The following is a 26711-nucleotide window of genomic DNA, read 5'->3' as shown; positions in this document are numbered from 1 at the left end:
ATCAAACTCTCCATCAAGGCACAACGACCGAACAAGGGGCGAACCCTGAACGGCCAAACCTCAGGAAATAAATCCCGGCAGGCACGACCCCTCGTAGAGGGCCGTGCATTGCCTCAAAGAAATCCCCGCCACCCACAAGGAGTGGCCACGGGGACGACCAAACCAGGAAACCCGGCCTGGCCGTATAAAGGCACTGGCTTTTAACACGCTGTTGAGTTCTCAAGAAACGGACACCCACCGCGCCGACCACCCGCTCCCACGGGCCCCGGCTCCGGGGCAACCCTTCTAACTTACCCGACCCGTCCCCGTTGTCAAGAAGATCCAGGAAGATCTTTTCGACGGACGAGGGACCTGCCAGAACCCCAACCTCACGACACCACCACAAGCCAAAGAAGACCCGTGAAGATCGATTCGTAGGGGGCGCCCTGCGGGCCGGCCACCTCGCGGCGTCCTGCATCCCGGTTTTGGGCTGTGCGAGCCATCTTACACCAGTCTGGGCGGAACCCGAACCATCTTTCAGAGGACCCGGCGTCCTGAGGGCCGGCCGCACGGTGGCGTCCTGCATCCCTTGGCGCACCAGGAGACTAGAGGGCCCCGCCGGTAGAGGCAAATCGTCGTGCGGGCGGCGCGAGCCGCCTCCCCGTCCCCCCTCACGGGTACGACGCCTGCTGACCTCCTTGTTCACCTGCTAGGTGGCGTGGGTGACCGTGGGATACGGTGCGCGGACCGCACGGCCCGCGGAGCTCGACTTCGCGGTTCTGCGGCGGCTCCCGCCAGCGCAGTCTCGCCATGGTCTGGAGGACGTCCCGTGAACGTGTCCGTCGCGATTCGCGCCCCGGCGGAGCGTCTCGTGGTCGCCGCGACGATGGGGCCGACAATCCACCACCTGCACGCCTGGCGATTCACGGTGGCACCCGGTGTGATCGAGCTGCGTGCCGATCCGGTCCGGTTCCGGCCGTCCCGCGACCCCGTAGGGCGTGGTCTGCGGATCAGCAGCGGCGCCGCGCTCGTCAACCTGCGCCTGGCGGCAGCCCAACTGGGACATGAGGCCGTGGTCCGGTTGCTGCCGGACGCGGCACGTCCTTCGGTGCTCGCGTCGGTGAGGCTTGCCGGACGTCATCGGACCATCCCCGAGGAACGGCTCCTCTACGCCGCCACTCTCAAGCCCTTCCGCGCAGGCCCTACCGAGGAGGCGACGGCACCGTCCGGTCACGTGCTCAAGGTGCTGGGTGAGGCAGCGCGGCTCGAAGGGGCCGCGTTGCACATGTTGTCTTCAACGGAAGGGACGTCCGGTCAGCGTGCCGTGTTGACGACGTTCGGCGATTCGCCCATGGAATGGCTTCGCGCGGGACAGGCGCTCCAGCGCGTCCTGCTAAGCGGCATCGTGTATGCGGTGTCGGCGTCGTTCAGTTTCGCGACCCACGGCGTCCACGGCCTGGAGGAGACCATCCGACCTGGGGAGGTTCCGCAGGTAATGCTTGTCCTCACCTAGCGGAATGTGCGTCCGCGCCTACTCAAGCCGCCTGTAGGTGGACAGCACGAATGCCAGCGGCACTGGGAGCGGGTCGGCTAGCTCTACCAGCCGCTCACTGAGCTGTTCTACGGGGACGTGATGCGCGCTCGGCCCCATCCCCACCAGCGTGGTGATTTCGTCGTGGGAGAGGACGGCCTCGGTCTCCAGCTCCTGGCGCGAGTCCAGCTTGAAGTATCCGGCGAGTGCGGCGTCCATGCGTTCGGTCTTGCGCTTGTCGATCGACAGCAGGCCCAGCGCGTCCACGAGCGGGCCCAGGTGCCGTTGGGACGGTGTCACCGTGAACAGCAACCCGTCGTCGCGGAGTACGCGGTGGAACTCGGCGGCGTTGCGCGGCGCGAAGACGTTCATCACGGCGTCGGCGGCGCCGTCCCGCACCGGGAGCGGGCGCCACAGATCGGCGACGACGGCTCCGGCGCGCGGATGGGCCTTGGCGGCGCGGCGCGCGGCGTGCTTGGAGATGTCGAGGGCAAGGCCGATGGCGTCCGGGGAGCGGTCGAGCGCCGCGCTCAGGTAGTGGCCGGTTCCGGCGCCCGCGTCGAGGACGAAGGACGGCCCGGCCATCGAAACGCTCCAAGCGAGCCGGTCGGCGGGCGCGGCGAAGTGCCCGGCGCTCAGGAACTCTTCCCTGGCGCGCACCATTTCGGAGGTGTCGGCCGTCCCCGGACGGGCGTTGCCGGGCAGGAGGTTCGCGTACCCCTGGCGCGCGATGTCGAAGGTATGCCCGCCCGGGCAGCGGAGTCGGCGGTCGGCGTGTTCGAGGTCCGCTCCGCAGACGGGGCACACCAGGTGACGGACGACATCGGCGAGCACCCGTCCATCATCGACCATGCTGGACGTCCCGGGGGCCGTACCGCGCGCTTCTTTGCCGTCACGCCGCCCCCGCGCCGTCGCCGCGCCGTCCCGACGTCACGGGCGGGCAACCGGATGATTCGGGCGTTGCGCCGTCCTGGTCCGGTGTCAGCCCTGCGCGCGGCGCCGGACGTCCTCCATGTCGAGGCCGCGGACCTGCTCGATCACGTTCTCCAGCACCGGCTCGGGCAGCGCCCCCGGCTCGGCGAAGACGATCATGCCGTCGCGGATCGCCATCAGGGTCGGGATCGACCTGATCCCGAACCGCTCCGACAGCTCCGGCTCGGCGTCGGTGTCGACCTTGCCGAACGTGATGTCGTCGTGCTTCCCGGCCGACCGCTCGTACACGGGCGCGAAGCGCTTGCACGGGCCGCACCAGTCCGCCCAGAAGTCGACCAGCACGATGCCGTCGGACTGCGCGACCTGATCGAAGTTCTCCGCGGTAAGCGTGACCGTCGCCATGTCGGTTTCTCCTCAGTCGGGGTATCAGAGCGTAGAGCGGCTAACAGCCTCGCAGTATTCCCGCCCGGGAATCACAGAGCGGTAATTAGCGTTCTCCTCTTAGGGAGATCGCACCGGAGAAGGGTCAGGATGGCTGCAACCCGTACCAAGGGCGACAGGGTCGAAGTCCCCGACAAGGACCTTGTCGGGGCGTACCTGGACCGGATCGGCCGCACCCCCCTGCTCGACGCGCAGGAGGAGGTCGATCTGGCCAAGGCGATCGAGGGGGGCCTGTACGCCGAACAGTTGCTCGACGAGGACGACGTGCCCGAGGGCGTGTCCCGCGAGGAGCTGGAGGAGGTCGCCGCGGCGGGGCTGCGCGCCAAACAGCGCTTCGTCGAGGCGAACCTGCGGCTGGTGGTCTCGATCGCCCGGAAGTACCCGACCGACTCGTTGCCCCTGATAGACCTCATCCAGGAGGGGAACCTGGGCCTGATGCGCGCGGTGGAGAAGTTCGACTACCGGCGCGGGTTCAAGTTCTCCACGTACGCCACATGGTGGATCAGGCAGGCGATCGGCCGCGGGCTGAGCCACACGGCCCGCACGATCAGGCTGCCGGTCCACGTCGAGGAGGAGCTGTCGCGGCTGCGCCGCGCGGAGCGCCAGCTCGGCCGTGAGCTGGGCCGGGAGCCGTCCCGGGACGAGCTCGCGGGCGTGCTCGGCGCGGACGTCGAGCACGTCGACGAGCTGCTGCGCTGGCGGCGCGACCCGGCCAGCCTGGACGCGACGGTCGACGACGCCGGCGAGACGCCGATGGGCGACCTGCTGGAGGATCCGGACGCCGTCACCCCGGAGGCCGAGATCCTCGCGCTGGACGACATCGAGGGCCTCGCGCGGCTGCTCGACCGGCTGCCCGAGCGCGAGTCCGCGATCCTGCGGGCCCGGTTCGGGATGGACAGCGGCCAGCCGCTCTCGTACGCGCAGATCGGCGCCCGGTACGGCCTGAGCCACAACCGGGTCAGGCAGATCACCGACCGGTCGCTGCGGCGGCTGCGGCAGCTCGCGAGCGAGGCCGACCTGAGCGGCCGCCGGACGGTGGCGGGCGGCGCGGCGCCGGAACCGGTGCGCGCCACCGCCGGAAGCCGCGCCGCCTGACGGGCGCGGCCCGGCGCGCCACGCCCCGGCGCGGCCCGTCCGCGAGCGCGATCCAGCATGTCCGGAAATGCCGCGGATGACGTTAGTTGGCCCGAGAACGAGCTTTCGGCTCTTCCGTCCCATGACCATGGAAACGGGCGGCCCCACCGGCGAGGCCGCCCGTTTCGCGCGTCCGGCCCGGATCCTGACCGCGCCCACTCAGACCCGCGCGGCGGCAGGCAGGGCCGGGAGTGCCATAGCCTTTTCACCGTGAGTACCTCCGCCACCGGGGATCTCGACGCCTGGCGCGAGCTCCCCGCCCTGCAGCAGCCCGATTGGGACGACCCGGACGAGCTTCGGGCCGTCGCCGCCGAACTGGCCGCCCAGCCGCCGCTGGTCTTCGCCGGCGAGTGCGACCAGCTCAAGGCCCAGCTCGCCGACGTCGCGCGCGGCGAGGCGTTCGTCCTGCAGGGCGGCGACTGCGCCGAGACCTTCACCGGCGCGAACGCCGACGCGGTGAAGAACAAGCTGAAGACGCTCCTGCAGATGGCGGTCGTGCTCACCTACGCCGCCAGCGTGCCGGTGGTGAAGATCGGCCGGATGGCCGGGCAGTACGCGAAGCCGCGGTCCAAGCCCGTCGAGGTGCGGGGCGACCTTGAGCTGCCCGCCTACCGGGGCGACGCGGTGAACGGCCTCGACTTCGACGCGGAGTCCCGCCGGAACGACCCGCACCGGCTGCTGAAGGCGTACCACTGCTCGGCCGTGACGCTGAACCTGTGCCGGGCCTTCACCAAGGGCGGCTACGCCGACCTCCGGCAGGTCCACGCCTGGAACCAGGACTTCGTGGCCCACAGCAAGGCCGGCCGCCGCTACGAGCGGCTGGCGGGCGAGATCGACCGGGCGCTGACGTTCATGAAGGCGTGCGGGGTGAGCCCGGACGAGTTCCACGGCGTGGAGTTCTACTCCAGCCACGAGGCGCTGCTGCTGGAGTACGAGCGGGCGCTGACCCGCATCGACAGCCTCAGCGGCCTGCCGTACGACGTGTCGGCGCACTTCCTGTGGATCGGCGAGCGCACCCGGCAGCTCGACGGCGCGCACGTGGAGTTCCTGCGGCACATCCGCAACCCGATCGGGGTGAAGCTCGGCCCGGGGACGTCCGCCGACGACGCGCTGGCGCTGATGAAGCGGCTGAACCCCGAGGAGGAGCCGGGGCGGCTGACGTTCGTCACCCGGATGGGCGCGGGCAAGATCAGGGAGGCGCTGCCCCCGCTGATCGAGAAGGTGCACCAGAGCGGCGCCCCGGTGGCGTGGGTGTGCGACCCGATGCACGGCAACACGTTCGAGGCGCCGAGCGGGCACAAGACCCGGCGGCTGGACGACGTCCTGGACGAGGTCGCCGGCTTCTTCGAGGTCCACCGCGCGCTCGGCACGCACCCCGGCGGCATCCACATCGAGTTCACCGGCGACGACGTCACCGAGTGCGTCGGCGGCGCGGAGGGCCTCGCCGAGGGCGACCTGCACCAGCGCTACGAGACGGCGTGCGACCCGCGCCTCAACCGCGGGCAGTCGCTCGACCTCGCGTTCCTGGTGGCCGAGCTGTACCGCAAGTCGGTCTGACCGCCCGCACGGTCCCGGGCCGCGCGCCCGGGGCCGCCGGGGTGGACGCGCTCCCACAGGAGATCTTCCAAAACGTTACGTTCCAGGCGCGCGAAGCGACGTCCGGACCCGGTCAGATATCGACCTCTGCCCAGACGACCTTGCCTCCGGTGACCGGGTCGGCGCCCCAGGAGTTGGCGAACCGGTCGACGATGAACAGGCCGCGGTGCGACTCGTCCAGCGGGCCGGGGACGGTCAGCCGCGGCAGTTGGGCGGCGCGGTCGCGGACCTCGACCCGGATGCGTCCGGCCCCGCGCAGCAGCCGCAGTTCGAGCGCGGTGCCCGCGTGCCGGACGGCGTTCGCGACCAGCTCGGCCACGATCGCCGTGACGAGCTCCTCGCGGTCCATCAGGGCCCAGGTGCGCATCGTGCGGGCGGCGAGGCGCCGCGCGTACTCGACCGCCTCGGTCTGGGGGGCCGCGCGCAGGGTGGTCTCGGTCATGGGGTCGGTCACTCCGCCCGCTCGCCGTTCTTCATCGTGCCCTACCTTTCGGAGAGGCCGTCGCCGGACCGCCCGGGAGCCCCGGAGATCCTCGCTTCACTGCCGGTCATCCGGGGCCTCAGCGTCCCTCGGCCGGGGTCTCCTCGGGATCGTCGATCAGGAACCGGTCGAGGCCGGTGGTGCGCAGCACGTTCTCGACCCGGCCGTAGGCGCCGGTGACGGTGAGCGTGGCGTTCTGCGCACGCGCGTGCTTGTACGCCCGGACGAGGACGTTCAGACCGGAGGAGTCGCAGAAGTCGACGGCCGTGAGGTCGACGACGACCGCCCGCTCACCGGCGTCCACCAGCTCGGTCAACCGGGACCGCAGCTCGTCGGAGGAGTGCAGGTCTATGGAGCCGCGCGCGGCGATCGTCGCGCGGCCGTCCTGTCGTGTCGTGTGCAAGGCAAGCCCCACGCCACCCCACCTTACCGATTGTTGGTCTCCATCATGACGCCCGCAGAACGATGAGGGCAACGTCGTCGTTTGACGGCTCCGGGCCGAAGTCCCGCACGGCTCGCTGGATGCGCGCGGCGACGGCGCCCGCGCTCAGCCCCGTGCAGTCGGCGAGGAGGCGTTCGAGGCCGCGCCCGTCGCCGAGCAGCCGGTGTCCGGAACGCCGCTCGGTGACGCCGTCGGTCACGCACAGCAGGACCTCGCCGCGGCGCAGCTCGACGGTGTCGGTGTGGAACTCGACGCCGTCGAACACGCCGAGCAGCGGCTGCGGCGACGCGACCTCCCGTACCTCACCGTCGGGGTCGAGCACCAGCGGGGGCGGGTGGCCCGCACTGGTCAGACTGATCGTCACGCCGTCGCGGCGGCGCCGCGCCGCGATCTCGCCGTGCAGGAGGGTGAGCAGGCGCCCCCGCTCCCCCTCGCCGAGGATGAGCCGGTTGAGGCGGCCGAGCACGGCGGGGACGGACATGTCCTCGGCGGCGAGGATGCGGAGCGCGTGGCGGGCGAGGCCGGTCACGGCCGCGGCCTCCGGGCCGGTGCCGCACACGTCGCCGATCGCGAACCGCCAGCGGGACGCGGGCGCGGCCCCGCCGGGCCGCTGCCCGCTCTCGAAGACGTCGTAGAAGTCGCCGCCGACCTCGCTGCCCTCCCCCGCCGGCTCGTAGACGACGGCGACCTCCAGGCCCGGGATCTCGGGGATGCCGGGCGGCAGCAGGCTGCGCTGGAGCGCGCTGCTCATGGCGGTCTGCGCGGAGAACAGCCGCGCGTTGTCGACGGCGAGGGCGGCGCGGCGGCTGAGCTCCTCGGCCAGCTCGACCGCGCTGCGCGGGAAGCGGTCGCCCGCCGGGCGGCCGATGACGATGGTGCCGATGCGGCGCCCGCGGGCGACCAGCGGGAAGGCGTAGACCTGGTCGGCGGCGGTGTCGCCGGCGGCGGCGCGGACGTCGGCCGGGGCGGCGGCGAACCCGTTCCACGGTCCGGGGACGTCCACCGGCGGGGCGGCGCCCGCCTGTTCGAGCAGCTCGCGGAGCCCGTCGGCGCGGTTCTCGTCGGCGTGCCAGACGTAGGCGAGCCGGTCGGGCTCGGCCTCGGTGACGGTGTAGACGGCGCACCAGGTGGCGAGGCGGGGCACGACGAGCTGGGCGACGAGCGCCATCGTCCGCTCCTGGTCGAGCGTGCCCGCGAGGAGGTCGCTGGCCTCGGCGACGAAGCTGAGCCAACCGCGCCAGGACCGTTCCAACTCGCCGACCCTGGCCTTCTCCAGGGAGAGCGACATCTCGTCCGCCAGGCGGCCGAGCCGGACGCCGTCGGCCTCGGCGAAACGGCCGGATGCGGACGAGACCGCGACGACCAGCCCGGTGAGGCGGCCCTGCGACTCCAGCGGCGCCGCGGCCAGGGACCGCGCCTTCAACGCCGTCGCCGCCGGGTCGGACGCGTCGGCGGCGACCCAGGGCGCGCCGGTGCGGGCCGCGGGGCCGAGCCCGGCGATGGACAGCTCGCCGAGCGGCAGCTCCGCGGCGGTCCCGGCGGACGCGCCCATGACCAGGCGGCCGTCGCGCTCGGTCAGCAGCACGGCCGCGCCGTCCGCGCCGAGCACCTCGCGGACGGTGACGACGCCGTCCTCCATGGACTCCAGGGCGGCGGGGGAACGCAGCAGCCGGTCACCCGCGACGGGGACCTCCCCGACGCCCTCGCCGATCCTGCCGTCCCGCGCGGGGCCCGCGCCGTCGCGCTCGGCCGCCGCGTCGCGTCCCGCGCGCTCCAGGGCGCGGTCGCGGGCGGCCTCGCGCCGCGCTTCGCTCCGGGCGGCGGACGAGGGCCGCTCGCCCGCGGGCTCCTCCTCGTACGATCCGGGCGGCGCGGACGGGGTCGCGCCGTTCGCCGCGCCGGGCCGGGCCAGCCGGAACCAGACGCCCTTGGTGCGGCGGTCGTAGGACACCCCCCAGGACTCGGCGAGCCGCGCGATCGACGGCAGCCCGCGCCCGCTGGACGCGGTGACCCCCGGCATCTCGATGCCGCGGGTGGGGTGCCGGTCGCGGACCTCGACCCGGACGTCGCCCGCCTCCAGGTGGCAGGACACCTCGAAGGACGTCCCGGCGTAGGCGATCGCGTTGGTGGCGAGCTCGCTGGTGGCGAGGACGGCGTCGTCCGCGACGTCGTCCAGGCCCCAGTCGGCGAGGACCTTGCGGACGAACCGGCGCGCGTCCGCCACCGCCGCCGCGGCGGACGGGAACGTCGCCGACGCCGTCTGCCGATCCAAGAGTCGCCCTTCGCTCAAGCTCTTTCGTTACCCGGTTCCGGCCATCGTGACAGACCGGGCGTCCGCCCGGCCACGCGAGGCGGGGATCCGGGTGCGGAAGCCCCGGGCGGGGGACCCCGCCGCGGCACGACAGACCGTAACACGAAGACTACAAGGGCGGATCCACGGCATGACCGCCCGTTCACAGGCTGGGCCGGAACGGACTCCACGGCGGCCCGGCGACGTAGAGTTGGGGGCGGCCGGGAGTAGAGGCCAGAGCCAGGAGTCCGCGCCGTCCGGATGCCCCGCCGCCCGGGACGCCCGGCGGCGGCCGGACCCTCGACGACCGCGGGCCAGGAGGATTGAGAGCATGCCGCGTACCGCGACTCGCGCCCGCTCCGGCGGCGGGTACCGCGACACCGCCCCCCGCTACAGCGACGCCGACCTCGAACCGCTGCTGAAGGCGCTCATCGCCGTCCGGGACGGCAAGGCGAGGACGGAGCTGAAGGTGCCGGGCGAGGGCGCCGTGGCGGAGGCCGCGGCGGTCCTGGAGGAGATCCGGCAGAACGCCGACGAGCTGTCGTCCGGGCTGTCCCGGGTGCGGCGCGAGATCGGCCGGGAGGGGCAGCTGCGGGGCCGGCTGACGCCGGGCACGCTGCGCGGCACCTGGGCCACGGCCGTGGAGGACTCCAACGCCATCATCGACAAGCTGACCGACCTCGCGACCGGCATGAGCCAGGTCGTCGAGGCGGTGGCGGCGGGCGACCTGAGCCAGCGGGTCGAGCTGCGGGTGCGCGGAAGGCCGATGCGCGGCGAGCTGCTGCGCATGGCGAAGTCGGTGAACGGCATGGTGGAGCTGCTCGACCAGTTCACCTGGGAGGTCACCCAGTTCGCCCGCGAGGTCGGCACCGAGGGGCGGCTCGGCGGCCAGGCCCCGGCGCGCGGCATGACGGGCCGCTGGCGGGACGTCACCGCGTCGGTGAACGTGATGGCGTCCCGGCTGACGTCCCAGGTCCGCGACATCGCGGAGGTCACCACGGCGGTCGCGAAGGGCGACCTGACCCGCAAGGTGACGGTGGAGGCGACCGGCGAGCTGCAGGAGCTGAAGCTCACCGTGAACACCATGGTCGACCAGCTGTCGGCGTTCGCCGACGAGGTGACCCGCGTCGCCCGCGAGGTCGGCACCGAGGGGCAGCTCGGCGGGCAGGCGAACGTCCCGGGCGTCAGCGGCGTCTGGAAGAACCTGACCGACAACGTCAACGCGATGGCCGACAACCTGACCTACCAGGTGCGCGGCATCGCGCAGGTCACGACGGCGGTCGCCGAGGGCGACCTGGCCAAGAAGATCACCGTGGACGCGCAGGGCGAGATCGCCCAGCTCAAGGACACGGTGAACACGATGGTCGACACGCTGTCCGCGTTCGCCGACGAGGTGACCCGCGTCGCCCGCGAGGTCGGCACGGAGGGACGGCTCGGCGGCCAGGCCCGGGTGCCCGGCGTGAGCGGCGTGTGGAAGGACCTGACCAACAACGTCAACGGCATGGCGTCCAACCTGACGTTCCAGGTGCGGAACATCGCGCAGGTGACGACGGCGGTCGCCGAGGGCGACCTGGGCAAGAAGATCACGGTCGACGCGCAGGGCGAGATCCTGGAGCTCAAGGACACCGTGAACGCGATGGTCGACACGCTGTCGGCGTTCGCGTCCGAGGTCACGCGTGTCGCCCGGGAGGTCGGCACCGAGGGGCGGCTCGGCGGGCAGGCGATCGTCCCCGGCGCGGGCGGCGTCTGGAAGGACCTGACCGACAACGTCAACTCGATGGCGAACAACCTGACGTCCCAGGTCCGCGGGATCGCCCAGGTGACGACGGCGGTCGCCAAGGGCGACCTGACCCGCAAGATCGAGGTGGACGCGCAGGGCGAGATCCTCCAGTTGAAGGACACCCTGAACACCATGGTCGACACGCTGTCGGCCTTCGCGGACGAGGTCAGCCGCGTCGCCCGCGAGGTCGGCACCGAGGGCCGCCTCGGCGGCCAGGCGCGCGTGCCGGGCGCGGGCGGCATGTGGAAGGACCTGACCGACAACGTCAACGGGATGGCGTCCAACCTGACCTACCAGGTCCGCAACATCGCGCAGGTCGCGACGGCGGTCGCGCACGGCGACCTGACGCGCCGGATCGACGTCAACGCGCAGGGCGAGATCCTGGAGCTGAAGACGACGCTGAACAAGATGGTCGACACGCTGTCGTCGTTCGCGTCCGAGGTGACGCGGGTGGCGCGGGAGGTCGGCATCGAGGGACGGCTCGGCGGCCAGGCCGAGGTCGAGGGCGTGTCCGGCACCTGGAAGCGGCTGACCGAGAGCGTCAATGAGCTGGCCGGGAACCTGACCACGCAGGTCCGCGCGATCGGCGAGGTGGCGAGCGCGGTCGCCACCGGCGACCTGACCCGGACGATCACCGTGGAGGCGCGCGGCGAGGTCGCGGAGCTGTCCGACAACGTGAACCTGATGGTCGCGACGCTGCGCGAGACGACCCGCGCCAACGAGGAGCAGGACTGGCTCAAGACCAACCTCGCGCGGATCGGCGGGCTCATGCAGGGCCACCGCGACCTCATGCAGGTCGCGGAGTTGATCATGCGGGAGCTGACCCCGACCGCGAGCGCCCAGTACGGCGCGTTCTACCTGGCGGAGAGCGTCGGCGACGAGACGGAGCTCGCGCTGATCGCCGGGTACGGGACGGCGCGCGGCCGGGCGGGCCGCGGCGGCGGGTCCGGCGAGGTCCGGTTCGCGCTCGGCGAGGGCCTGGTCGGGCAGGCGGCGCAGGAGCGGCGCCCGCTGCTGATCGCGGACGCGCCCGCCGACTACGTGAAGATCGGCTCGGGGCTCGGCGAGGCGTCCCCGGTCAACATCATCGTGCTGCCGATCGTGTTCGAGGACGAGGTGCTCGGCGCGATCGAGCTGGCCTCCTTCGGCCGGTTCACCGACGTCCACCTGGCGTTCTTCAGCCAGCTCATCGAGACGATCGGGGTGACGCTGAACGCGATCCGCGCGAACACCCGCACCGAGCAGCTGCTCGGCGAGTCGCAGCGGCTCGCGCAGGAGCTCCAGGAGCGGTCGGACGAGCTGCAGCGCCAGCAGGGCGAGCTGCGGCACTCCAACACCGAGCTGGAGGAGAAGGCGGCGCTGCTGGCCCAGCAGAACCGCGCGATCGAGATCCAGAACTTCCAGATCGAGCAGGCCCGGCGGACCCTGGAGGAGCGCGCCGAGCAGCTCGCGATCTCGTCCCGGTACAAGTCGGAGTTCCTGGCGAACATGTCGCACGAGCTGCGCACGCCGCTGAACAGCCTGCTCGTGCTGGCGAAGCTGCTGTCGGAGAACCAGGAGGGCAACCTCACCGGCAAGCAGGTCGAGTTCTCCCAGACGATCCACGACTCCGGCACCGACCTGCTGGAGCTGATCAACGACATCCTCGACCTGGCGAAGGTCGAGGCCGGGAAGATGGAGGCGCATCCGCAGCGGATCGCGGTGTCGGCGCTGGTCGACTACGTCGAGGCGACGTTCCGGCCGCTGTCGGTCGACAAGGGGCTCCAGTTCGGCGTGGAGGTCGCGCAGGACGTCCCGTCCACGCTGCACACCGACGAGCAGCGGCTGCAGCAGGTGCTGCGGAACCTGCTGTCCAACGCGGTGAAGTTCACCGCGGAGGGCGAGGTGCGGCTCGTGATCGAGCGGGCGGGCGACATCGACTTCGCGCTGCCCGCGCTGTGGAACACCCCGGACGTCATCGCGTTCCGGGTAATCGACACCGGCATCGGGGTCAGCGCGGACAAGCTGCAGGAGATCTTCGAGCCGTTCCAGCAGGCCGACGGGACGACCAGCCGCCGCTACGGCGGCACCGGGCTCGGCCTGTCGATCAGCCGGAACATCGCGCGGCTGCTCGGCGGGGAGATCCACGCCGAGAGCAGGCCGGGCCAGGGCAGCGTGTTCACGCTGTACCTGCCCGCGCAGTACAGCGAGCGCGACGGACGGCGGCGGGCCGCGGCGCCGGACGAGGCGACCTCGCCGGACGGCGTGCCGGTCGTGCCGCCCATGCCCGGCGCGGGGCAGGGCGCCGGGATGCCCGGGAACGGCGGCGGGCCGCACGCGCTGCCCGGGGGCGTGTCCGCGCCGGCCGGGGAGAACGGGCTGCCGGCCGAGCAGCGCCCGCCCGGCGGAGAGCGGCCGGGCGAAGGGGACGCCGCGCTGAACGGCCTGCTTGAGGAGCCGCCCGCCGACTTCCTCGACACCGTCCTGTCGGGCCGCAAGGTGCTGATCGTCGACGACGACGTCCGGAACGTGTTCGCGCTGACCAGCGTCCTGGAGGGGTACGGGATGGAGGTCCTGTACGCCGAGGACGGGCAGGCCGGGATCGACGTCCTGCACCGCAACCCGGACGTCGCGATCGTCCTGATGGACGTGATGATGCCGGGTCTCGACGGCTACGCCACGACGGCCGCGATCCGGGAGATGCCGCAGTTCGCCGAGCTGCCCATTATCGTGATCACGGCGAAGGTGATGCGGGGCGACCGGGAGCGGAGCCTGGAGTCCGGCGCGTCGGACTATGTGCCGAAGCCGGTCGACGTGGACCATCTTCTTGACGTCATGAGGAACTGGCTGCAACCCTCCATCGTCCGCTGAGGAGAGGAGTCGCCTGGCAGGCGGGGGCCGCCGTGCGCGCCGGCGCGGTCGGCGGCGGCGGGGACCGGATCGGAGAGAGGGCGCGTGGACGACAAGGCCAAGATCCTGCTCGTGGACGACCGGGAGGAGAACCTGATCGCGCTGGAGGCGATCCTCAGCTCGCTCGATCAGGATCTCGTCCGGGCCCGGTCCGGTGAGGAGGCGCTGAAGGCGCTCCTCACCGACGAGTACGCGGTCATCCTGCTGGACGTCGTCATGCCGGGAATGGACGGGTTCGAGACGGCCCGCGACATCAAGCGCCGCAAGAAGACCCGCGACCTGCCGATCATCTTCCTGACCGCGGTGAACAGCGACCCCGACTACGCGTTCCGCGGGTACGCGGCGGGCGCGGTCGACTTCATCTCCAAGCCGTTCGACCCGTGGGTGCTGCGCGCGAAGGTGTCAGTGTTCGTGGAGCTGCACAACAAGAACAAGCAGCTCCGCGACCAGACGAACCTGCTGCGCGAGCAGGCGGCGCTCCTCCGCGAGCAGGCGACGCTGCTGCGGGGGCGTCCGCTGGACGACCCGCAGGCCGGCCGGCGGATCACCGACCGGCTGGTCTCGCTGGAGGAGCAGGCGGAGCTGGTCGGCAAGCGCGTCCCCATCACGCTGCGCGACGACTTCGCCGAGCTGGACCGCCGCCTGGCCGAACTGCGCCGGGCCCTCGACGGCGAGGACCCGGCGGCGTCCTGATCGGCCCCGCTGCGCGAGGTCAGCCCCGCTGCGCGAGGCGCGCGCGGGCGGTGGCGATGCGGGCGAGGGTACGGTCGCGGCCGAGGATCTCCAGCGACTCGAACAGCGGGAGGCCGACGGTGCGGCCGGTGACGGCCACCCGGACGGGCGCCTGCGTCTTGCCGAGCTTGAGCCCGTGCTCGGCGCCGATGCGCTCCAGCCGCTCCTTCAGCTCGTCGGCGTGCCAGGGGGCGTCGAGGTAGGCGGCCTCGGCGGCGGCGAGGATCTCGGCGGCGGGGCCCTTCATCGCCTTGTTCCAGGACTGCTCGTCGGACGGCGGCTCGTCCAGGAACACGAAGTCGATCATCGGGACGATCTCCGACAGCAGCGCCACCCGGGTCTGCGCCAGCGGCGCCAGCTCGGCGAACACGGCGACGTCGACGTCGAACGGGGCCCGCTCCAGGAACGGCAGGCATTCGGCGATGAACTTCTCCACCGGCAGGGCGCGGATGTACTCGCCGTTGAACGCGCGGAGCTTCTTCTCGTCGAAGAACGCGGGCGAGGTGTTGACGTCCTCGATGCGGAACTCCTCGACGACCACGTCCCACGGGACGATCTCGCGGTCGCCGGACGGGGCCCAGCCGAGCAGCATCAGGTAGTTGCGCATGGCCTCGGCGAGGTAGCCCTCGGCCTGGTAGTCCTCCAGCGCGACCTTGTCGCGGCGCTTGGACAGCTTCTGCCGCTTCTCGTTGACGACGACGGGCACGTGCGCCCAGACGGGCGGCTCCGCGCCGAGCGCCTCCCAGAGGAGCTGCTGCTTGGGCGCGTTCGACAGGTGCTCCTCGGCGCGTACCACGTGCGTGATGCCCTGGGTCATGTCGTCGACCACGTTGGCCAGCAGGAACGTGACGGACCCGTCCGCGCGGGCGATGACGAAGTCCTCAAGGACGGCGTTCTCGAACACCGGCTTGCCGCGCAGCAGGTCGACGACGGTGGTCTGGCCGTCGTCGGGGGTGCGGAAGCGGAGGGCGCGGCCGGGGCCGGGCTCCAGGCCGCGGTCGCGGCAGAAGCCGTCGTAGCCCTTGTGCTGGTCGCCGGTGCGGGCGATGACGGCCTCGCGGGTGCAGTCGCAGTAGTAGGCGCGGCCCGCGTCCTTGAGCGTCCGGACGGCCTCGGCGTGCCGGTCGGCGTTCGCGGACTGGAAGTAGGGGCCCTCGTACTGCTCGCCGTCGATGCCGAGCCAGGCGAGGGCGCGGATGATGCCCTCGGTCCATTCGGGGCTGTTGCGGGAGGCGTCGGTGTCCTCGATCCGGAGCACGAGCGTCCCGCCGGACTGCACGGCCATCACCCAGTTGAACAGCGCCGAGCGGGCGCCGCCGACATGGAACATGCCGGTCGGGGACGGGGCGAACCGGACGCGGATCGAAGAGCTCGAAGACATGCCCCCAAGGGTAGAACGCGCGGGCCCCCGCTCGCGCCGGGACCCGCGCGGGGCCCGCTACGGCTTCCAGCGCGGGTCGCGGCCCGCCATGCCGAGGACGCGGTCGAGCAGCGGCGCGTCGGCGGGCACCGGCACCTCGGGCCCGAACACGCCGTACTGGCGGCTCATCTCCGCCGCCGGGACGATCTGCTCCCACGCCGCCTCCACGACGGCGGGCGGGAAGGACGGCTCGCGGCCGGTGGCGACGGCGAGGTCCCAGCCGTGCACGACGCACTCCCCGAAGAGGATCCCGGCGATGAACGGGGCGGGCATGCCCTCCTTGTTGCCGGTCAGGCTGGTGTTGCCCTCCCACGCCGCCGGGTCCTGCCACGCCTCGGCGGTCCGGCGGGCCTGGTCGGCGTACCGCTCCGCCCAGCCGGGCTCGGCGGTGAAGTCGTGGTCCTCCCCCGGCCCGGCGGGCGGCTGCCTGCGCGCGGCCGTCTCGCCCCGGGCGGACCAGACGATCAGGTGGTTGACCAGGGCGCGCACGTCCCAGTCGGCGCACGGGGTCGGCGCGTCCAGCCGCTCCTCCGGCGTCTCCAGGACGATCTTCGCCGCGGCCTCGGCGGCGGGGACCATCTGAGTCCGGATATCCATCACGCTTTCCTCGCTCATCCGTTCGAACACGTCGTCAACGCTAGGCGGGGGCTCGGGCGCGCGTCTTGCAAAAACGCGACATCTCCCCGGCACGGGCCGCTTAGCCTGGGGCGATGGGACGTCCCCTACCCGATGGGACGCGCGGCATCCTGCGCCCGCGGACGGCCCTCGACAGCTTCCGGGTCGAGCGGATCGCGCCGCCGCCGGAGCTGGCCCCCTTCGTGGCGCACCTGTGGGTGCTCCGCTGGGATCTGCGGGGGCGGCCACCGCACCGGCAGCAGGTGCTCACGCGGCCGTCCGTGCATGTGACGTTCACGAGCTACCTGACGTCCGGGACGACCCGGGCCCGCGTCGTCGGCGTCGTCCGCGACGACTTCACCGAGGAGATCGCGGGCGAGGGGCGGGTGGTCGGCGCGGCGTTCCGGCCGGGCGGTTTCCGGCCGTTCGCGGGCGGCCCGGTCGCCACGCTCACCGGCCGGTTCGCCGGGGTGGACGAGGTGTTCGGCGCGCCCGGCCGGGCGCTCGCCGACGAGGTCTTCGCGACCGCCGACGACGGCGCGGCCGTCGCGCGGCTGGCGTCGTTCCTGATCGGGCTGCGGCCGGAGCCCGACCCGTCCATCGAGCGGGCGGCGCGGATCGTGGAGCGGATCGCGGCGTCGCCAGGCCTGGTCCGAGTGGACCGGCTCGCCGAGGAGGCGGGGCTCAGCGCCCGCACCCTGCAACGGCTGTTCCGCGAGTACGTGGGCATCGGCCCGAAGTGGGTGATCCGCCGGTTCCGGATGCAGGAGGCCGCCGAGCGGGCCGCGTCCGGGTCGCCGCCCGACTGGGCCGCGCTGGCGGCCGAGCTGGGTTACGCCGACCAGGCGCATTTCGTCCGCGACTTCACGGCGGCGGTCGGGACGTCCCCCGCGAGGTACGCGCGCGAAAGCGGCCCTGGCAGTATCGACGCATGACGGACGCCCCCCTCGGCCACCCGGACTCCCCCGACCCGTTCGACGATCTCGCCGCGTTCCGCACGCTCGCCGCCGCGCGGCTCGGCGCGTTCGCGCACACGACCGTCCCGGACGCGCCCGGGCTGCGCCGCGCCGGGGTCGTGCTGTGCGCGGTGGAGCACGCGGGCGTCCCGTCGGTGATCCTGATCAGGCGCGCGTACCGGGGCCGGAACGCCGGGCAGTGGGGCCTGCCCGGTGGCGGGCTCGAGGACGGCGAGACGCCCGAGGAGGCCGCGCTGCGGGAGCTGCGCGAGGAGATCGGCCTCGCCGCCGCGCCGGGCGACGTGCTCGGACGGCTCGACGACTTCCCCGCCACGTCCGGTTTCTCGATCACGCCGATCGTGCTGGCGCTGGACGATCCGGGCCCGCTCGCGCCGAGCCCGGACGAGGTCCACTCCGTCCACCATGTGAGCCTGCGGCGGCTCGCCGCCGACGACACGCCGCGGTGGGTGCCGCGGCCGGACGGCGGCCGCCTGCTCCAGATGCGGCTCGGCCCCGACTGGCGCGTCCATGCCCCGACCGGGGCGATGCTGTGGCAGTTCCGTGAGGTGGTCCTGCTCGGCCGGCGGGTGCGGGTCGCCGACTTCGTCCAGCCCGACTGGACGCGCAACTGACGGTCACCCGGCGGGGCGCGCCTCGATGACGTGGTATCCGGCGGGCGGCAGCGGTCCGGTGAGCGCGACGTCCGCGAACCCGGCGCCTTCCAGCAGGCCCCGGAACTCGGCCTCGGTGCGCTCCCGGCCGCCGGTCGAGACGAGCATGTTGAGGTCGTTGCGCACGACGCCCCGCGTCTCCTCGGTGACGAACTCCGGCATGACCTGCTCCAGGACGAGCAGCCGCGCGTCCGGGCGCATCGCGGCACGGCAGGTCCGCAGGATCGCGGCGGCCTTCGCGTCGTCCCAGTCGTGGAGCACGCTCTTCATGACGTAGGCGTCCGCGCCCTCGGGGACGGACTCGAAGAAGTCGCCCGCGACGATCTCGATCCGGTCGGCGGTTTCGCCGAGGTTCGCGGCCGCCCCGGCGAGGCCGGGCGGCAGGTCGAACAGGACGCCGCGCAGCCCCGGGTTCGCGCGCAGGATCTCGGCGATGAGGGTGCCGTCGCCGCCGCCGAGGTCGGCGACCGTCCGGTAGCGGGCGAAGTCGTGGGCCACGACGATGTCCGGCGCGACGGCCCGCGTGTGCTCGGCCATCGCGGCGTTGAACGTCTCGGACAGTTCGCCATTTCTCTGGAAGAACTCGAATGGCGTCGTTCCGGTGACGCGTTTCCACGCGTACTCGCCGGTGCGCAGGGTCTCGGTCATGTCGCCCCACGCCCGCCAGACCTCGGGGCCGCAGAACAGCCGGATCAGTGAGCGGACCGAGTCGGGGTCGTCGGCGCGCAGCCGCCGCCCCTCCTCGGTGAGGGCGAAGAGGTCGCGCTCCTTCTGCTCGACGACGCCGAACCCCGCGAGGCCGCGCAGCAGCCGGTACAGGGACGGCGCGTGGGTCCCGGTGTCCGCCGCCAGCTGCGCGCTGGACCGCGGCCCGGCGGACAGGGCGTCGGCTACGCCGATCTCGGCGGCGGTGTGGATGAGCTGCGCCGGCATGTAGCCGAACGCGAGGTCCAGCAGCGGTGATCTCGACGGCGTCCGTGCCATGGACGGCTCCCTTCCTCGGCTTTCGTGAGCATCCGCGACGTTACGTGCGTCCCCGAGGAAGTGTCTTGGACGAATGCGACCTGACCCATGACCTGATCACGATCTTCAATTTGATTCGGCTATTCGAGACTGACGGCGTTTATGCTCCCGAGCGAAAAGGAGCTTCCCGTGAAACGCACGGGGATCACCGTCACCGCCGTCACCCTGTTCACCGCTGCCCTGGTCGCGCCCGCCACCGCCGCCGATGCCGCGCCGCCGCCACCGCCGGACGCGGGCACGGCGTCCCAGCACCTCGCCGCCCTGACCGTCCAGGCCGAAGGCTCGATGGACGGATACACCCGCGAGAAATTCCCGCACTGGATCGACCAGGGCAACAACTGCAATACCCGGGAAGTCGTCCTGAAACGGGACGGCGAGAACGTCCAGGTCAATTCCGAATGCCAGGCCGTCTCGGGCACGTGGCGCAGCCCCTACGACGGCGCCGTCTGGACGCAGCGCGACGACCTCGACATCGACCACATGGTCCCGCTCGCACAAGCGTGGCGGTCGGGCGCCAACACCTGGACGACCGCGCGCCGCCGCCAGTTCGCCAACGACCTGAACAGTTCGCAACTGTGGGCGGTCACCGACAACGTCAACCAGGCCAAGGGCGACAAGGACCCGGCCGTGTGGACGCCGCCGCTGGCCTCGTTCCGCTGCATGTACGCCAGGTCGTGGATCGACGTGAAGTACCGCTACGAACTGACCGTCGACTCCGCGGAGAAGGCGGCGCTCGGGCGCCTGCTCGGCACCTGCTGATCCGGGTGGGCACCGGCGGGGTTCACGGCTCGGAGGCCGCGAGCCCCGCCGTTCACCGCTGGAGGGCGCGCAGCCAGTCGGCGGCGGTCTCGATGTGCGCGTCGGTCAGGCCGGTGAGCGGATCGATCTCCACGAGGAGGTGGTCGGCGACGTCCGGCTCGGCCGCGATACAGGCGGTGGCGTCGGGCTCGTCCTCGAACCAGACGAACGGGCGGCCCTCCGTCCACGCGGCGACGTGCCGGGCCTTCCACGCGCCGAGCGTCCGGCCCTCCTCGACCCCGGGGAACCGCGGGATCGGGACGAACGGCAGTTCCGGCAGCCCGATGCGGGGCGATATCCACTCGTTGGCGTTGTCGCACCAGTAGCTCGCCCACGCGAGCTCCGCGCCCGACGACTCGGCCAGGCCGAGCAGCGACGGCCCGTGCGCCGCGTTGAGCCAGAGTTTGAACGTCATGCCGTTCGGCGAGCATCTGTGCCGCTTGTAACCGCGGTGCGGCCTTTCAAATGGATTCAGAACCCCGTCCACGTCGAGCAGAATCACCGGCGACCCCATACCCGGACCGTACGACATCCGGGGCCCACCGTCGAAGGTCGTTTTTCGCGGACGGGAGTAATAGTCGGCGTCCGCCGGGGCATCGTCCGGACATGTGCCGACTGTTCGGGATGACGACCGGCGGGCCCCGCGTCCACGCGACGTTCTGGCTGGTGGACGCCCCCGACAGCCTCAGCGCGCAGAGCCGCCGCATGCCCGACGGGACGGGCCTCGGCTGGTTCTCGCTCGGCGAGGAGCCCGTCCGCGACCGCGCTCCCCTGGCCGCCTACAAGGACGCGGACTTCAATTCCGAGGCGCGCGCGGTCGCGTCGCACACGTTCGTCTCGCACGTCCGTTACGCCTCCACGGGAGCGCCCGACGTCCACAATTCGCACCCGTTCGTCATGGACGACCGCCTTTTCGCGCACAACGGCGTGGTGCGCGGGCTCGACGTCCTCGACTCCTGGCTCACCGACGTGGATCGCGCGCGGGTCCGGGGGCAGACCGACTCCGAGCTCGTGTTCGCCTACGTCACGGCGGAGATCCGACGGAACGGCGACACGACGGCCGGGCTGATCTCGGCCGTCCGGCGGATCGCCGCCGAGCTTCCGGTGTTCGCGCTGAACGTCCTGCTGGCCGAGGCGGGGCGGATCTGGGCGCTGCGCTACCCCGCCTCGCACGAGCTGTGGGTGCTGCGGCCCGAACTGCGCGAGTCGGGCGCGGCCCGGCACCTCGGCGCGGGCCGCGAGCCCGGCGTCGTCCGTGTCGCCGCGCACCGGGAGCCGGCGCCCGCCTGCGTCCTCGCCAGCGAGCGCCTCGACGACGACCCGGGCTGGCGGCTCCTCGACCCCGGCGAGCTGCTCGTCGTGGACGGCCGGGCGACGTCGTCGGTGCGCCCGTTCGACGCGCCCGCGCACCCGCTGACCGTGGCCGACCTGTCGGAGACGGAGTCCACGTCCCAGACGTGATCACCGGACATGATCGATTGTCGGCGGCGCGACGTAGGGTGGACCGCCGGACGAGCAAGCCCCTTCTAGGAGCCCGGATGACGCGCGAACGAACACTGATGGCGGTCCACGCCCACCCCGACGACGAGGTCCTCGGGACCGGCGGCCTGCTCGCCCGCAGCGCCGCCGAGGGCATCCGAACCGTCCTTGTGACCTGCACGAACGGCGAGCAGGGCGACGACTCGGGCGGGCTGAAGCCGGGCGACCCCGGGCACGACGCCGCAGGCGTCGCGCAGCGGCGGCTCGCGGAGCTTCGCGAGTCGGTCGGGCTGCTCGACATCACCCACCTCGAACTGCTCGGCTACCGCGACTCGGGCATGGTCGGCTGGTCCACCAACGACGACCCGAGGGCGTTCGCGAACATCCCGCTGGACGAGTCCGCCGGGCGGCTCGCCGAGCTGATGGAGCGTTACCGGCCGCAGGTCGTCGTGACCTATGACGAGAACGGCGGCTACGGGCATCCCGACCACATCCAGGCGCACCGCATCGCGCTGGCCGCCGCCGAGCGCACCGGCATCCCCGACAAGCTGTACTACACGGCCATGCCGCGCTCCGGCATCCGGCGGATGTTCGAGGCGGCGACCGCCGCCGGCGTGGAGATCGGCTTCGAGCCGCCGGACGACTTCGGCACCCCGGACGAGCTGGTCACCAGCGTCCTGGACGTGTCCGCGCACGTCGAGGCCAAGCGCAAGGCGCTGGAGGCGCACGCCAGCCAGGGCGAGAACATCTTCTTCCTGAAGATGTCGGAGGAGCTGCAGCACATGGCGTTCTCGTCGGAGGCGTTCGTCCGGCGCTTCTGCCGCGTCGAGGCCCCCGACCACGAGGACGACCTGTTCGCGGGCCTGCGCTGACCGACTCCGCCTTTACTCATTCGTCCCGGCATTACGGGTAAGTCACCGATAGCACCGAAAGTACGATCGTTCATTCGGGGGAACCATGTCCTCAAGGCTGAATCCCTATCTGACCTTCGACGGCGACGCGCGCCAGGCGATGGAGTTCTACGCCGACGTGTTCGGCGGCGAGCTGGTCGTCAACACCGTCGGCGAGGTCGGCGGCGCCGACTCGCCGGACGCCGACCGTGTCATGCACGCGATGCTGGAGACCGCCGACGGCTACACGATCATGGCGGGCGACGTCGTCGGCGACATGCCGTACCAGCCCATGGCGGGCTGCTCGGTCAGCGTCAGCGGCGACGACGGCGACGTGCTGCGCGGCTACTGGGCCAGGCTCTCCGAGGGTGGGACGGTCACCGTCCCGATGGAGAAGCAGGTCTGGGGCGACGAGTTCGGCATGTGCGTCGACAGGTTCGGCGTGCCGTGGATGGTCAACATCAGCCCGCCGCAGGGCTGATCTCCGGGACCGTCGGCGGCGCGGGCTACGGTAGCCCCGTGACGACGGACGACGCGCGCCGCGACCGGGTGATCGCCGAATGCCTGGCCAAGCGGGGCTCAGCGGAGGACTACCCGTTCGGCGACGGGGTCGCCGTGTTCAAGGTGGCGGGGCGCATGTTCGCGCTGGTCTCGCTCGGCGACGCGCCGGGGAGCGTCAGCCTCAAGTGCGACCCCGACCTCGCCGACGAGCTGCGCGCCCGGCACGCCGCGATCACGCCCGGCTACCACCTCAACAAGCGGCACTGGAACACGGTGGTCCTCGACGGCTCGGTGCCCGACGACGAGCTGCTGGAGCTGATCGACCAGTCCTACGACCTGGTCGTGGCCCGGCTGCCCAAGGCCCGGCGCGCCGAACTGCCGAACTGACGGGCTGACCGGCAGTCCCCTGGGCGGCGGATCCGGTGCCGGGACGCCGCCGGGCTCAGGGGCGGTAGGTGCCGAAGTACCACTCGTTGCCGTCCAGGTCATGGGCCGCGTAGTCGCGGGAGCCGTAGTCCTGGTCGGCGAGTTCGCGGAAGACGTCGGCCCCGGCGGCCAGGGCCTTGTCGTGGTGGGCGTCCGGGTCGTCGACCGCGACGTAGACGGCCGACGTGCCCGGCGTGCCCTTGCCGAACATGAGCAGGCCGGTGTCGTACCTCATCTCGGCGTGGACGATCTCCCCGGCGTCGTCCCGGTGCACGGCGACCGGCTCGAAGCCGAACGCCTTCTCCATCCATTCCATGGACGCGGCGGGGTCAGCGCAGTTGATCAGGGGGTAGAACGTCCGGCGGATCTCACTGGTCATGGTGTCCTCCCTCGTCGTGGTCGGCATGCCCAGTCTGGTCGCCCGGGACCCCGCGGGTCTTGGACGAATGTGAACCGCGCGCGGCGGGTCGCGGGCGGGTGTCCGCCCCCGGCACGGGGAATGGTCCGACTGTTACTGTCCGGTACTCCCCGTCTCGAAAGGGAACCTCGCGTCGTGCAGCCTGAGCAGATCGACCGCGCCCTCGTGGACTTCGAGGTCCTCTCCGGTTGGATGGACGGGCAGGGCCTGCCGGGCGGCCCGTTCGAGGACGTCCGGCCCCTCGCCGGGGGCACGCAGAACACGCTGATCCGGTTCGGCCGGGGCGGGCGCGACTACGTGCTGCGGCGCGGGCCCGCCCACCTGCGGGCGCGGACGAACGACGTCCTGCGCCGCGAGGCCCGCGTGCTGGCGGCGCTCGACGGCACCGGCGTCCCCGCGCCGCGCCTCATCGCCGCCTGCCCCGACGAGTCCGTCATGAACGGCGCGGTCTTCTACCTCATGACTCCCGTGGACGGATTCAACCCGACGGTGACCTTGCCGGAATCGCACGCGGGCGACAAGGCGATCCAGCGCGGGATGGGGCTGAACGCGGCCCGCGCGCTGTCGGCGTTGGGCGCGGTCGACCACGAGGCGGTCGGGCTCGGCGGCTTCGGCAGACCCGAGGGCTTCCTCGAACGCCAGGTGAGCCGCTGGCTGTCCGAGCTCGACTCCTACCGCGCGCTGGACGGCTACCCCGGGCCCGACATCCCCGGCCTGGACGACGTCGCCCGCTGGCTGGAGGAGCACCGCCCGCACCGGTGGCGTCCGGGCATCCTGCACGGCGACTACCACCTCGCCAACCTCATGTACTCGTTCGACGGGCCGGAGGTCGCCGCGATCGTCGACTGGGAGATGTGCACGATCGGCGACCCGCTGCTCGACCTCGGCTGGCTGCTCGCCACCTGGCCGGACCGCGACGATCCGGGCGCGGCGCTCGCCGGGCCGCTCGGCGCGACCGGCGCCCTGCCCGCGACGGACGACCTGGTCGCGACCTACGCGGAGCGCTCGGACGCCGTGGCGGGACGCGACCTGTCGTCCATCACCTGGTACGCGGTGCTGGCCTGCTTCAAGCTCGGGATCGTCCTGGAGGGGACGAACGCCCGCGCCCACGCGGGAAAGGCGCCCAGGGAGACGGGCGACCTCCTCCACACGATCACTTTGGGCCTGTTTACACGCGCGCAGGGGTTCATCGGCGGCTGAGTCCCGCCCCAGCGTGTCGGTGGTCCGCGGCCCGGACGGTGACGCGCGGTATCCGGACGGGTTGCATTTCCAGATCGCGCGACGCAGCCTGGATATGACCGGTGAGAGCGGGGCAGTCGGTGACGCCCTTACGCCGCAAGCAGGCGGCGATCGAGCCACTCGCCCCGTTCCACCGGTCGAAACGCGGCCGGTGGTCCCCGGAACCCGATGTCGGATTCCCGCCAGCGACGAGGCGCCTCAGCCGGGCATGCTCACGCCATGAACAGGAATTTCCGTTTCGGCGTCGTGGGCGAGTCGATCCGTTCCGGCGCCGGGCTGGCCGATACGGCGCGGCGCGCGGAGGAGCTCGGCTACGACGTCCTGGTCCTGCGCGACCATTTCGTCGCGGAGCCGTTCGGCGAGCAGCTCGCGCCGATGGTGGCGCTGGCGTCGGCGGCGTCCGTAACGAGCACGCTGCGGCTGGGGACGATGGTGCTGGCCAACGACTACCGGCATCCGGTGATGCTGGCGAAGGAGGCCGCCACGCTCGATCACCTGTCCGGGGGGCGTTTCGAGCTGGGCGTCGGGGCGGGCTGGCTGCGCGACGAGTACGAGGCCGCCGGGATGCCGTTCGACGACGCCGGTGTCCGGGTCGGCCGCCTGGAGGAGTCGCTGCGGATCCTGCGGAGCCTGCTCTCCGGCCAGAAGACGACGTTCGCGGGCGACCACTACCGCGTCGACGGCCTGACGGTCTTCCCGACGCCGGAGCGGCGCCCGCCGCTGGTCGTCGGCGCGGGCAGCCGCCGCATGCTCGGCATCGCCGGGCGGCACGCCGACACGGTCGGCATCCTGCCCCGCGCCCGCCCCGACGGGACGATCTCCGACGAGATCACCGAGCGGCTCCCCGACACCATCGCCCGCAAGGTCGAGTGGGTGCGCGAGGCCGCCGGGGACCGGGACGTCGAGCTCAGCATGATGGTCACGCCCGCGTTCGGCCCCGACCCGCGGCGGACGGCGGCGAAGGTCGCCGTCCTGCGCGGCTGGGGGACGTCGGCCGCCGAACTCGTGCTGGACATGCCGTCCCAGTTCGTCGGCCCGCCCGAGCACGTCGCCGAGCAGATGCTCGCCCGCCGCGACCGCTACGGGTTCAGCTACTACCAGGTGCCGGACGCGATGATGGAGGAGTTCGCCCCCGTCGTCCCGCTGCTCACCTGACGCCGGGAACAGACCTGCGGGCGGCCGTGTGACAGACGCCACGCCCCCATCAGGACGCTGTTCCAATGAATGAAAAGGCCGTCTTGTCGGGCCCGGCGAACGTGCCGCAGGCTGCAGGCCATGAGCGAGACACCGTCCACGGACGCCCCCACGAACGCGAAGCAGCGGGTCGCACTCGTCACCGGCGCGGCGGGCGGGCTCGGGCGGGAGTTCGCGATCGCCCTCGCCCGGCGCGGCCACCTCGTCGCCGGACTCGACCTCGCCGACCAGTCCGGCACCGCGGAACTGGTCGGCGAGTCCTTCCACCCCGTCCGCGCGGACGTGACCGACCCGGACGAGGTCCAGGCCGCGGTCGAGGAGGTCGCGGCCCGGTTCGGCGGCCTGCACATCCTCGTCAACAACGCCGGGGTGTACCCGCCGCTGGAGTTCGAGGAGACGACGCTGGAGGACTGGCGCCGGATCATGCGGGTCAACCTCGACGGGCCGTTCCTCGTGACCCGGGCCGCGCTGCCGCACATGAAGGCCGCCGGCTGGGGACGGGTCGTCAACATCGTGTCCGCGGTCGTGTTCCTCGGGCCGCCCGACCTGGTCGCGTACACGACGTCCAAGGCGGGGCTCGTCGGGTTCACGCGGGCCCTGTCGAGCGCGGTCGGCGGGCACGGGATCACGGTGAACGCGATCTCCCCCGGCCTCACCCGCACCGAGACCGCCGCCCGCACGACCGGCGCGGACGGCGGCTTCGAGCGGGTGCGCGACCTGCAGGTGATCCGGGCGGTGGAGGAGCCGCGCGACCTCGTGTCCACGCTGCTGTACGTGTGCGACGAGGGCAGCGGGTTCCTCACCGGCCAGACGATCAACATCGACGGCGGCTCGGCGAAGCACTGAGCCGCCG

Annotated in this window: 25 protein-coding genes; 15 read left to right on the top strand and 10 right to left on the bottom strand. The window is 72.2% G+C overall.

Annotated features, from left to right (window positions below):
* Window positions 1-808: 808 nt before the first annotated feature.
* A complete protein-coding gene (locus FXF68_RS41590) occupies window positions 809-1492 on the top strand; it encodes a hypothetical protein (RefSeq protein ID WP_246179246.1) in 684 nt (227 codons plus the stop codon).
* Window positions 1493-1510: 18 nt separating this feature from the next.
* Here FXF68_RS41590 and FXF68_RS41585 read toward each other — a convergent pair whose 3' ends face one another.
* Window positions 1511-2362 carry a putative RNA methyltransferase gene (locus FXF68_RS41585; protein WP_246179244.1) on the bottom strand — a complete coding sequence of 284 codons (852 nt, stop codon included), beginning with the start codon at window positions 2360-2362 and terminating at the stop codon, window positions 1511-1513.
* 129 nt (window positions 2363-2491) lie between these two features.
* A complete protein-coding gene (trxA, locus tag FXF68_RS41580) occupies window positions 2492-2845 on the bottom strand; it encodes a thioredoxin (RefSeq protein WP_067891943.1) in 354 nt (117 codons plus the stop codon).
* 129 nt (window positions 2846-2974) lie between these two features.
* Between trxA and FXF68_RS41575 the strand changes: the two genes are divergently transcribed.
* Complete coding sequence (locus FXF68_RS41575) at window positions 2975-3979, top strand: sigma-70 family RNA polymerase sigma factor (RefSeq protein ID WP_246179243.1); 1005 nt, start codon at window positions 2975-2977, stop codon at window positions 3977-3979.
* Window positions 3980-4228: 249 nt separating this feature from the next.
* Window positions 4229-5575, top strand: coding sequence for a class II 3-deoxy-7-phosphoheptulonate synthase (locus FXF68_RS41570; protein ID WP_148768334.1), 1347 nt, complete (start codon window positions 4229-4231; stop codon window positions 5573-5575).
* 112 nt (window positions 5576-5687) lie between these two features.
* On the opposite strand, the gene FXF68_RS41565 is transcribed toward FXF68_RS41570, so the two are convergent.
* The 3 genes from FXF68_RS41565 to FXF68_RS41555 all read right to left on the bottom strand — a co-directional run bounded on the left by FXF68_RS41565 (window position 5688) and on the right by FXF68_RS41555 (window position 8827).
* Window positions 5688-6056: an ATP-binding protein gene (locus FXF68_RS41565; protein ID WP_246179241.1), complete on the bottom strand. Its 369-nt coding sequence runs from the start codon at window positions 6054-6056 to the stop codon at window positions 5688-5690.
* A gap of 118 nt (window positions 6057-6174) precedes the next feature.
* The gene (locus tag FXF68_RS41560) at window positions 6175-6510 is read right to left on the bottom strand and encodes an STAS domain-containing protein (RefSeq protein WP_067891924.1); all 336 of its coding nucleotides are present in this window, start codon (window positions 6508-6510) and stop codon (window positions 6175-6177) included.
* A 31-nt stretch (window positions 6511-6541) separates the two neighbouring features.
* Window positions 6542-8827 (bottom strand): SpoIIE family protein phosphatase, encoded by a 2286-nt coding sequence (locus FXF68_RS41555; RefSeq protein ID WP_246179239.1) that lies wholly within the window; start codon window positions 8825-8827, stop codon window positions 6542-6544.
* 331 nt (window positions 8828-9158) lie between these two features.
* Here FXF68_RS41555 and FXF68_RS41550 point away from each other — a divergent pair, with 331 nt between their 5' ends.
* The gene (locus FXF68_RS41550) at window positions 9159-13457 is read left to right on the top strand and encodes a hybrid sensor histidine kinase/response regulator (protein ID WP_148768332.1); all 4299 of its coding nucleotides are present in this window, start codon (window positions 9159-9161) and stop codon (window positions 13455-13457) included.
* 84 nt (window positions 13458-13541) lie between these two features.
* Window positions 13542-14189: a response regulator gene (locus FXF68_RS41545; RefSeq protein WP_148768331.1), complete on the top strand. Its 648-nt coding sequence runs from the start codon at window positions 13542-13544 to the stop codon at window positions 14187-14189.
* A 19-nt stretch (window positions 14190-14208) separates the two neighbouring features.
* Here the strand turns inward: FXF68_RS41545 and gltX are convergent, their stop codons facing one another.
* Window positions 14209-15609 (bottom strand): glutamate--tRNA ligase, encoded by a 1401-nt coding sequence (gene gltX / locus FXF68_RS41540; protein WP_148768330.1) that lies wholly within the window; start codon window positions 15607-15609, stop codon window positions 14209-14211.
* A 57-nt stretch (window positions 15610-15666) separates the two neighbouring features.
* Window positions 15667-16245, bottom strand: coding sequence for a TIGR03086 family metal-binding protein (locus FXF68_RS41535; protein ID WP_148768329.1), 579 nt, complete (start codon window positions 16243-16245; stop codon window positions 15667-15669).
* A 113-nt stretch (window positions 16246-16358) separates the two neighbouring features.
* Here FXF68_RS41535 and FXF68_RS41530 point away from each other — a divergent pair, with 113 nt between their 5' ends.
* Window positions 16359-17198, top strand: a complete 840-nt coding sequence (locus FXF68_RS41530) for a helix-turn-helix domain-containing protein (RefSeq protein ID WP_148768328.1) — start codon at window positions 16359-16361, stop codon at window positions 17196-17198.
* Window positions 17195-17851 (top strand): NUDIX hydrolase, encoded by a 657-nt coding sequence (locus tag FXF68_RS41525; protein WP_148768327.1) that lies wholly within the window; start codon window positions 17195-17197, stop codon window positions 17849-17851. The genes FXF68_RS41530 and FXF68_RS41525 overlap by 4 nt, the downstream gene beginning before the upstream one ends.
* Before the next feature lie 3 nt (window positions 17852-17854).
* On the opposite strand, the gene FXF68_RS41520 is transcribed toward FXF68_RS41525, so the two are convergent.
* A complete protein-coding gene (locus FXF68_RS41520) occupies window positions 17855-18874 on the bottom strand; it encodes a methyltransferase (RefSeq protein WP_148768326.1) in 1020 nt (339 codons plus the stop codon).
* A 168-nt stretch (window positions 18875-19042) separates the two neighbouring features.
* On the opposite strand from FXF68_RS41520, the gene FXF68_RS41515 reads away from it, so the two are divergent.
* Window positions 19043-19672 carry an HNH endonuclease family protein gene (locus tag FXF68_RS41515; RefSeq protein WP_246179237.1) on the top strand — a complete coding sequence of 210 codons (630 nt, stop codon included), beginning with the start codon at window positions 19043-19045 and terminating at the stop codon, window positions 19670-19672.
* Between the two features lie 52 nt (window positions 19673-19724).
* Here the strand turns inward: FXF68_RS41515 and FXF68_RS41510 are convergent, their stop codons facing one another.
* Entirely contained in the window at window positions 19725-20225 is a 501-nt protein-coding gene (locus tag FXF68_RS41510) for an HAD domain-containing protein (protein WP_148768324.1), read from the bottom strand.
* Between the two features lie 92 nt (window positions 20226-20317).
* On the opposite strand from FXF68_RS41510, the gene FXF68_RS41505 reads away from it, so the two are divergent.
* The 4 genes from FXF68_RS41505 (at window position 20318) to FXF68_RS41490 (ending at window position 22968) form a co-directional block, all read left to right on the top strand.
* Entirely contained in the window at window positions 20318-21172 is an 855-nt protein-coding gene (locus FXF68_RS41505) for a class II glutamine amidotransferase (protein WP_148768323.1), read from the top strand.
* A 77-nt stretch (window positions 21173-21249) separates the two neighbouring features.
* Entirely contained in the window at window positions 21250-22062 is an 813-nt protein-coding gene (locus FXF68_RS41500) for a PIG-L family deacetylase (protein WP_148768322.1), read from the top strand.
* A gap of 85 nt (window positions 22063-22147) precedes the next feature.
* Window positions 22148-22561 (top strand): VOC family protein, encoded by a 414-nt coding sequence (locus FXF68_RS41495; RefSeq protein WP_148768321.1) that lies wholly within the window; start codon window positions 22148-22150, stop codon window positions 22559-22561.
* Window positions 22562-22599: 38 nt separating this feature from the next.
* On the top strand, window positions 22600-22968 hold the full coding sequence (locus FXF68_RS41490) for an MmcQ/YjbR family DNA-binding protein (protein WP_148768320.1): 369 nt from the start codon (window positions 22600-22602) through the stop codon (window positions 22966-22968).
* Window positions 22969-23023: 55 nt separating this feature from the next.
* On the opposite strand, the gene FXF68_RS41485 is transcribed toward FXF68_RS41490, so the two are convergent.
* Window positions 23024-23386 (bottom strand): VOC family protein, encoded by a 363-nt coding sequence (locus FXF68_RS41485; protein WP_148768319.1) that lies wholly within the window; start codon window positions 23384-23386, stop codon window positions 23024-23026.
* A gap of 174 nt (window positions 23387-23560) precedes the next feature.
* Here FXF68_RS41485 and FXF68_RS41480 point away from each other — a divergent pair, with 174 nt between their 5' ends.
* The 3 genes from FXF68_RS41480 (at window position 23561) to FXF68_RS41470 (ending at window position 26704) form a co-directional block, all read left to right on the top strand.
* The gene (locus FXF68_RS41480; protein ID WP_342787239.1) at window positions 23561-24625 is read left to right on the top strand and encodes a phosphotransferase family protein; all 1065 of its coding nucleotides are present in this window, start codon (window positions 23561-23563) and stop codon (window positions 24623-24625) included.
* A gap of 258 nt (window positions 24626-24883) precedes the next feature.
* Window positions 24884-25819 carry a TIGR03621 family F420-dependent LLM class oxidoreductase gene (locus tag FXF68_RS41475; protein ID WP_187438380.1) on the top strand — a complete coding sequence of 312 codons (936 nt, stop codon included), beginning with the start codon at window positions 24884-24886 and terminating at the stop codon, window positions 25817-25819.
* Between the two features lie 120 nt (window positions 25820-25939).
* Window positions 25940-26704 (top strand): SDR family NAD(P)-dependent oxidoreductase, encoded by a 765-nt coding sequence (locus FXF68_RS41470; RefSeq protein WP_148768316.1) that lies wholly within the window; start codon window positions 25940-25942, stop codon window positions 26702-26704.
* Window positions 26705-26711 lie beyond the last annotated feature (7 nt).

Source organism: Actinomadura decatromicini (assembly GCF_008121305.1).
In the GTDB taxonomy this organism is placed as follows: Bacteria; Actinomycetota; Actinomycetes; order Streptosporangiales; family Streptosporangiaceae; genus Spirillospora; species Spirillospora syzygii.
This window is presented reverse-complemented; position numbering and strand designations above follow the sequence as displayed.

Coding starts and splice junctions, on each gene's coding strand:
- FXF68_RS41500 (WP_148768322.1), top strand. CDS start 21,250: ATGACGCGCGAACGAACACTGATGGCGGTCCACGCCCACCCCGACGAC.
- FXF68_RS41575 (WP_246179243.1), top strand. CDS start 2,975: ATGGCTGCAACCCGTACCAAGGGCGACAGGGTCGAAGTCCCCGACAAG.
- FXF68_RS41505 (WP_148768323.1), top strand. CDS start 20,318: ATGTGCCGACTGTTCGGGATGACGACCGGCGGGCCCCGCGTCCACGCG.
- FXF68_RS41475 (WP_187438380.1), top strand. CDS start 24,884: ATGAACAGGAATTTCCGTTTCGGCGTCGTGGGCGAGTCGATCCGTTCC.
- FXF68_RS41585 (WP_246179244.1), bottom strand. CDS start 2,362: ATGGTCGATGATGGACGGGTGCTCGCCGATGTCGTCCGTCACCTGGTG.
- FXF68_RS41530 (WP_148768328.1), top strand. CDS start 16,359: ATGGGACGTCCCCTACCCGATGGGACGCGCGGCATCCTGCGCCCGCGG.
- FXF68_RS41495 (WP_148768321.1), top strand. CDS start 22,148: ATGTCCTCAAGGCTGAATCCCTATCTGACCTTCGACGGCGACGCGCGC.
- FXF68_RS41550 (WP_148768332.1), top strand. CDS start 9,159: ATGCCGCGTACCGCGACTCGCGCCCGCTCCGGCGGCGGGTACCGCGAC.
- FXF68_RS41525 (WP_148768327.1), top strand. CDS start 17,195: ATGACGGACGCCCCCCTCGGCCACCCGGACTCCCCCGACCCGTTCGAC.
- FXF68_RS41535 (WP_148768329.1), bottom strand. CDS start 16,245: ATGGATATCCGGACTCAGATGGTCCCCGCCGCCGAGGCCGCGGCGAAG.
- FXF68_RS41565 (WP_246179241.1), bottom strand. CDS start 6,056: ATGACCGAGACCACCCTGCGCGCGGCCCCCCAGACCGAGGCGGTCGAG.
- trxA (WP_067891943.1), bottom strand. CDS start 2,845: ATGGCGACGGTCACGCTTACCGCGGAGAACTTCGATCAGGTCGCGCAG.
- FXF68_RS41520 (WP_148768326.1), bottom strand. CDS start 18,874: ATGGCACGGACGCCGTCGAGATCACCGCTGCTGGACCTCGCGTTCGGC.
- gltX (WP_148768330.1), bottom strand. CDS start 15,609: ATGTCTTCGAGCTCTTCGATCCGCGTCCGGTTCGCCCCGTCCCCGACC.
- FXF68_RS41470 (WP_148768316.1), top strand. CDS start 25,940: ATGAGCGAGACACCGTCCACGGACGCCCCCACGAACGCGAAGCAGCGG.
- FXF68_RS41510 (WP_148768324.1), bottom strand. CDS start 20,225: ATGGGGTCGCCGGTGATTCTGCTCGACGTGGACGGGGTTCTGAATCCA.
- FXF68_RS41485 (WP_148768319.1), bottom strand. CDS start 23,386: ATGACCAGTGAGATCCGCCGGACGTTCTACCCCCTGATCAACTGCGCT.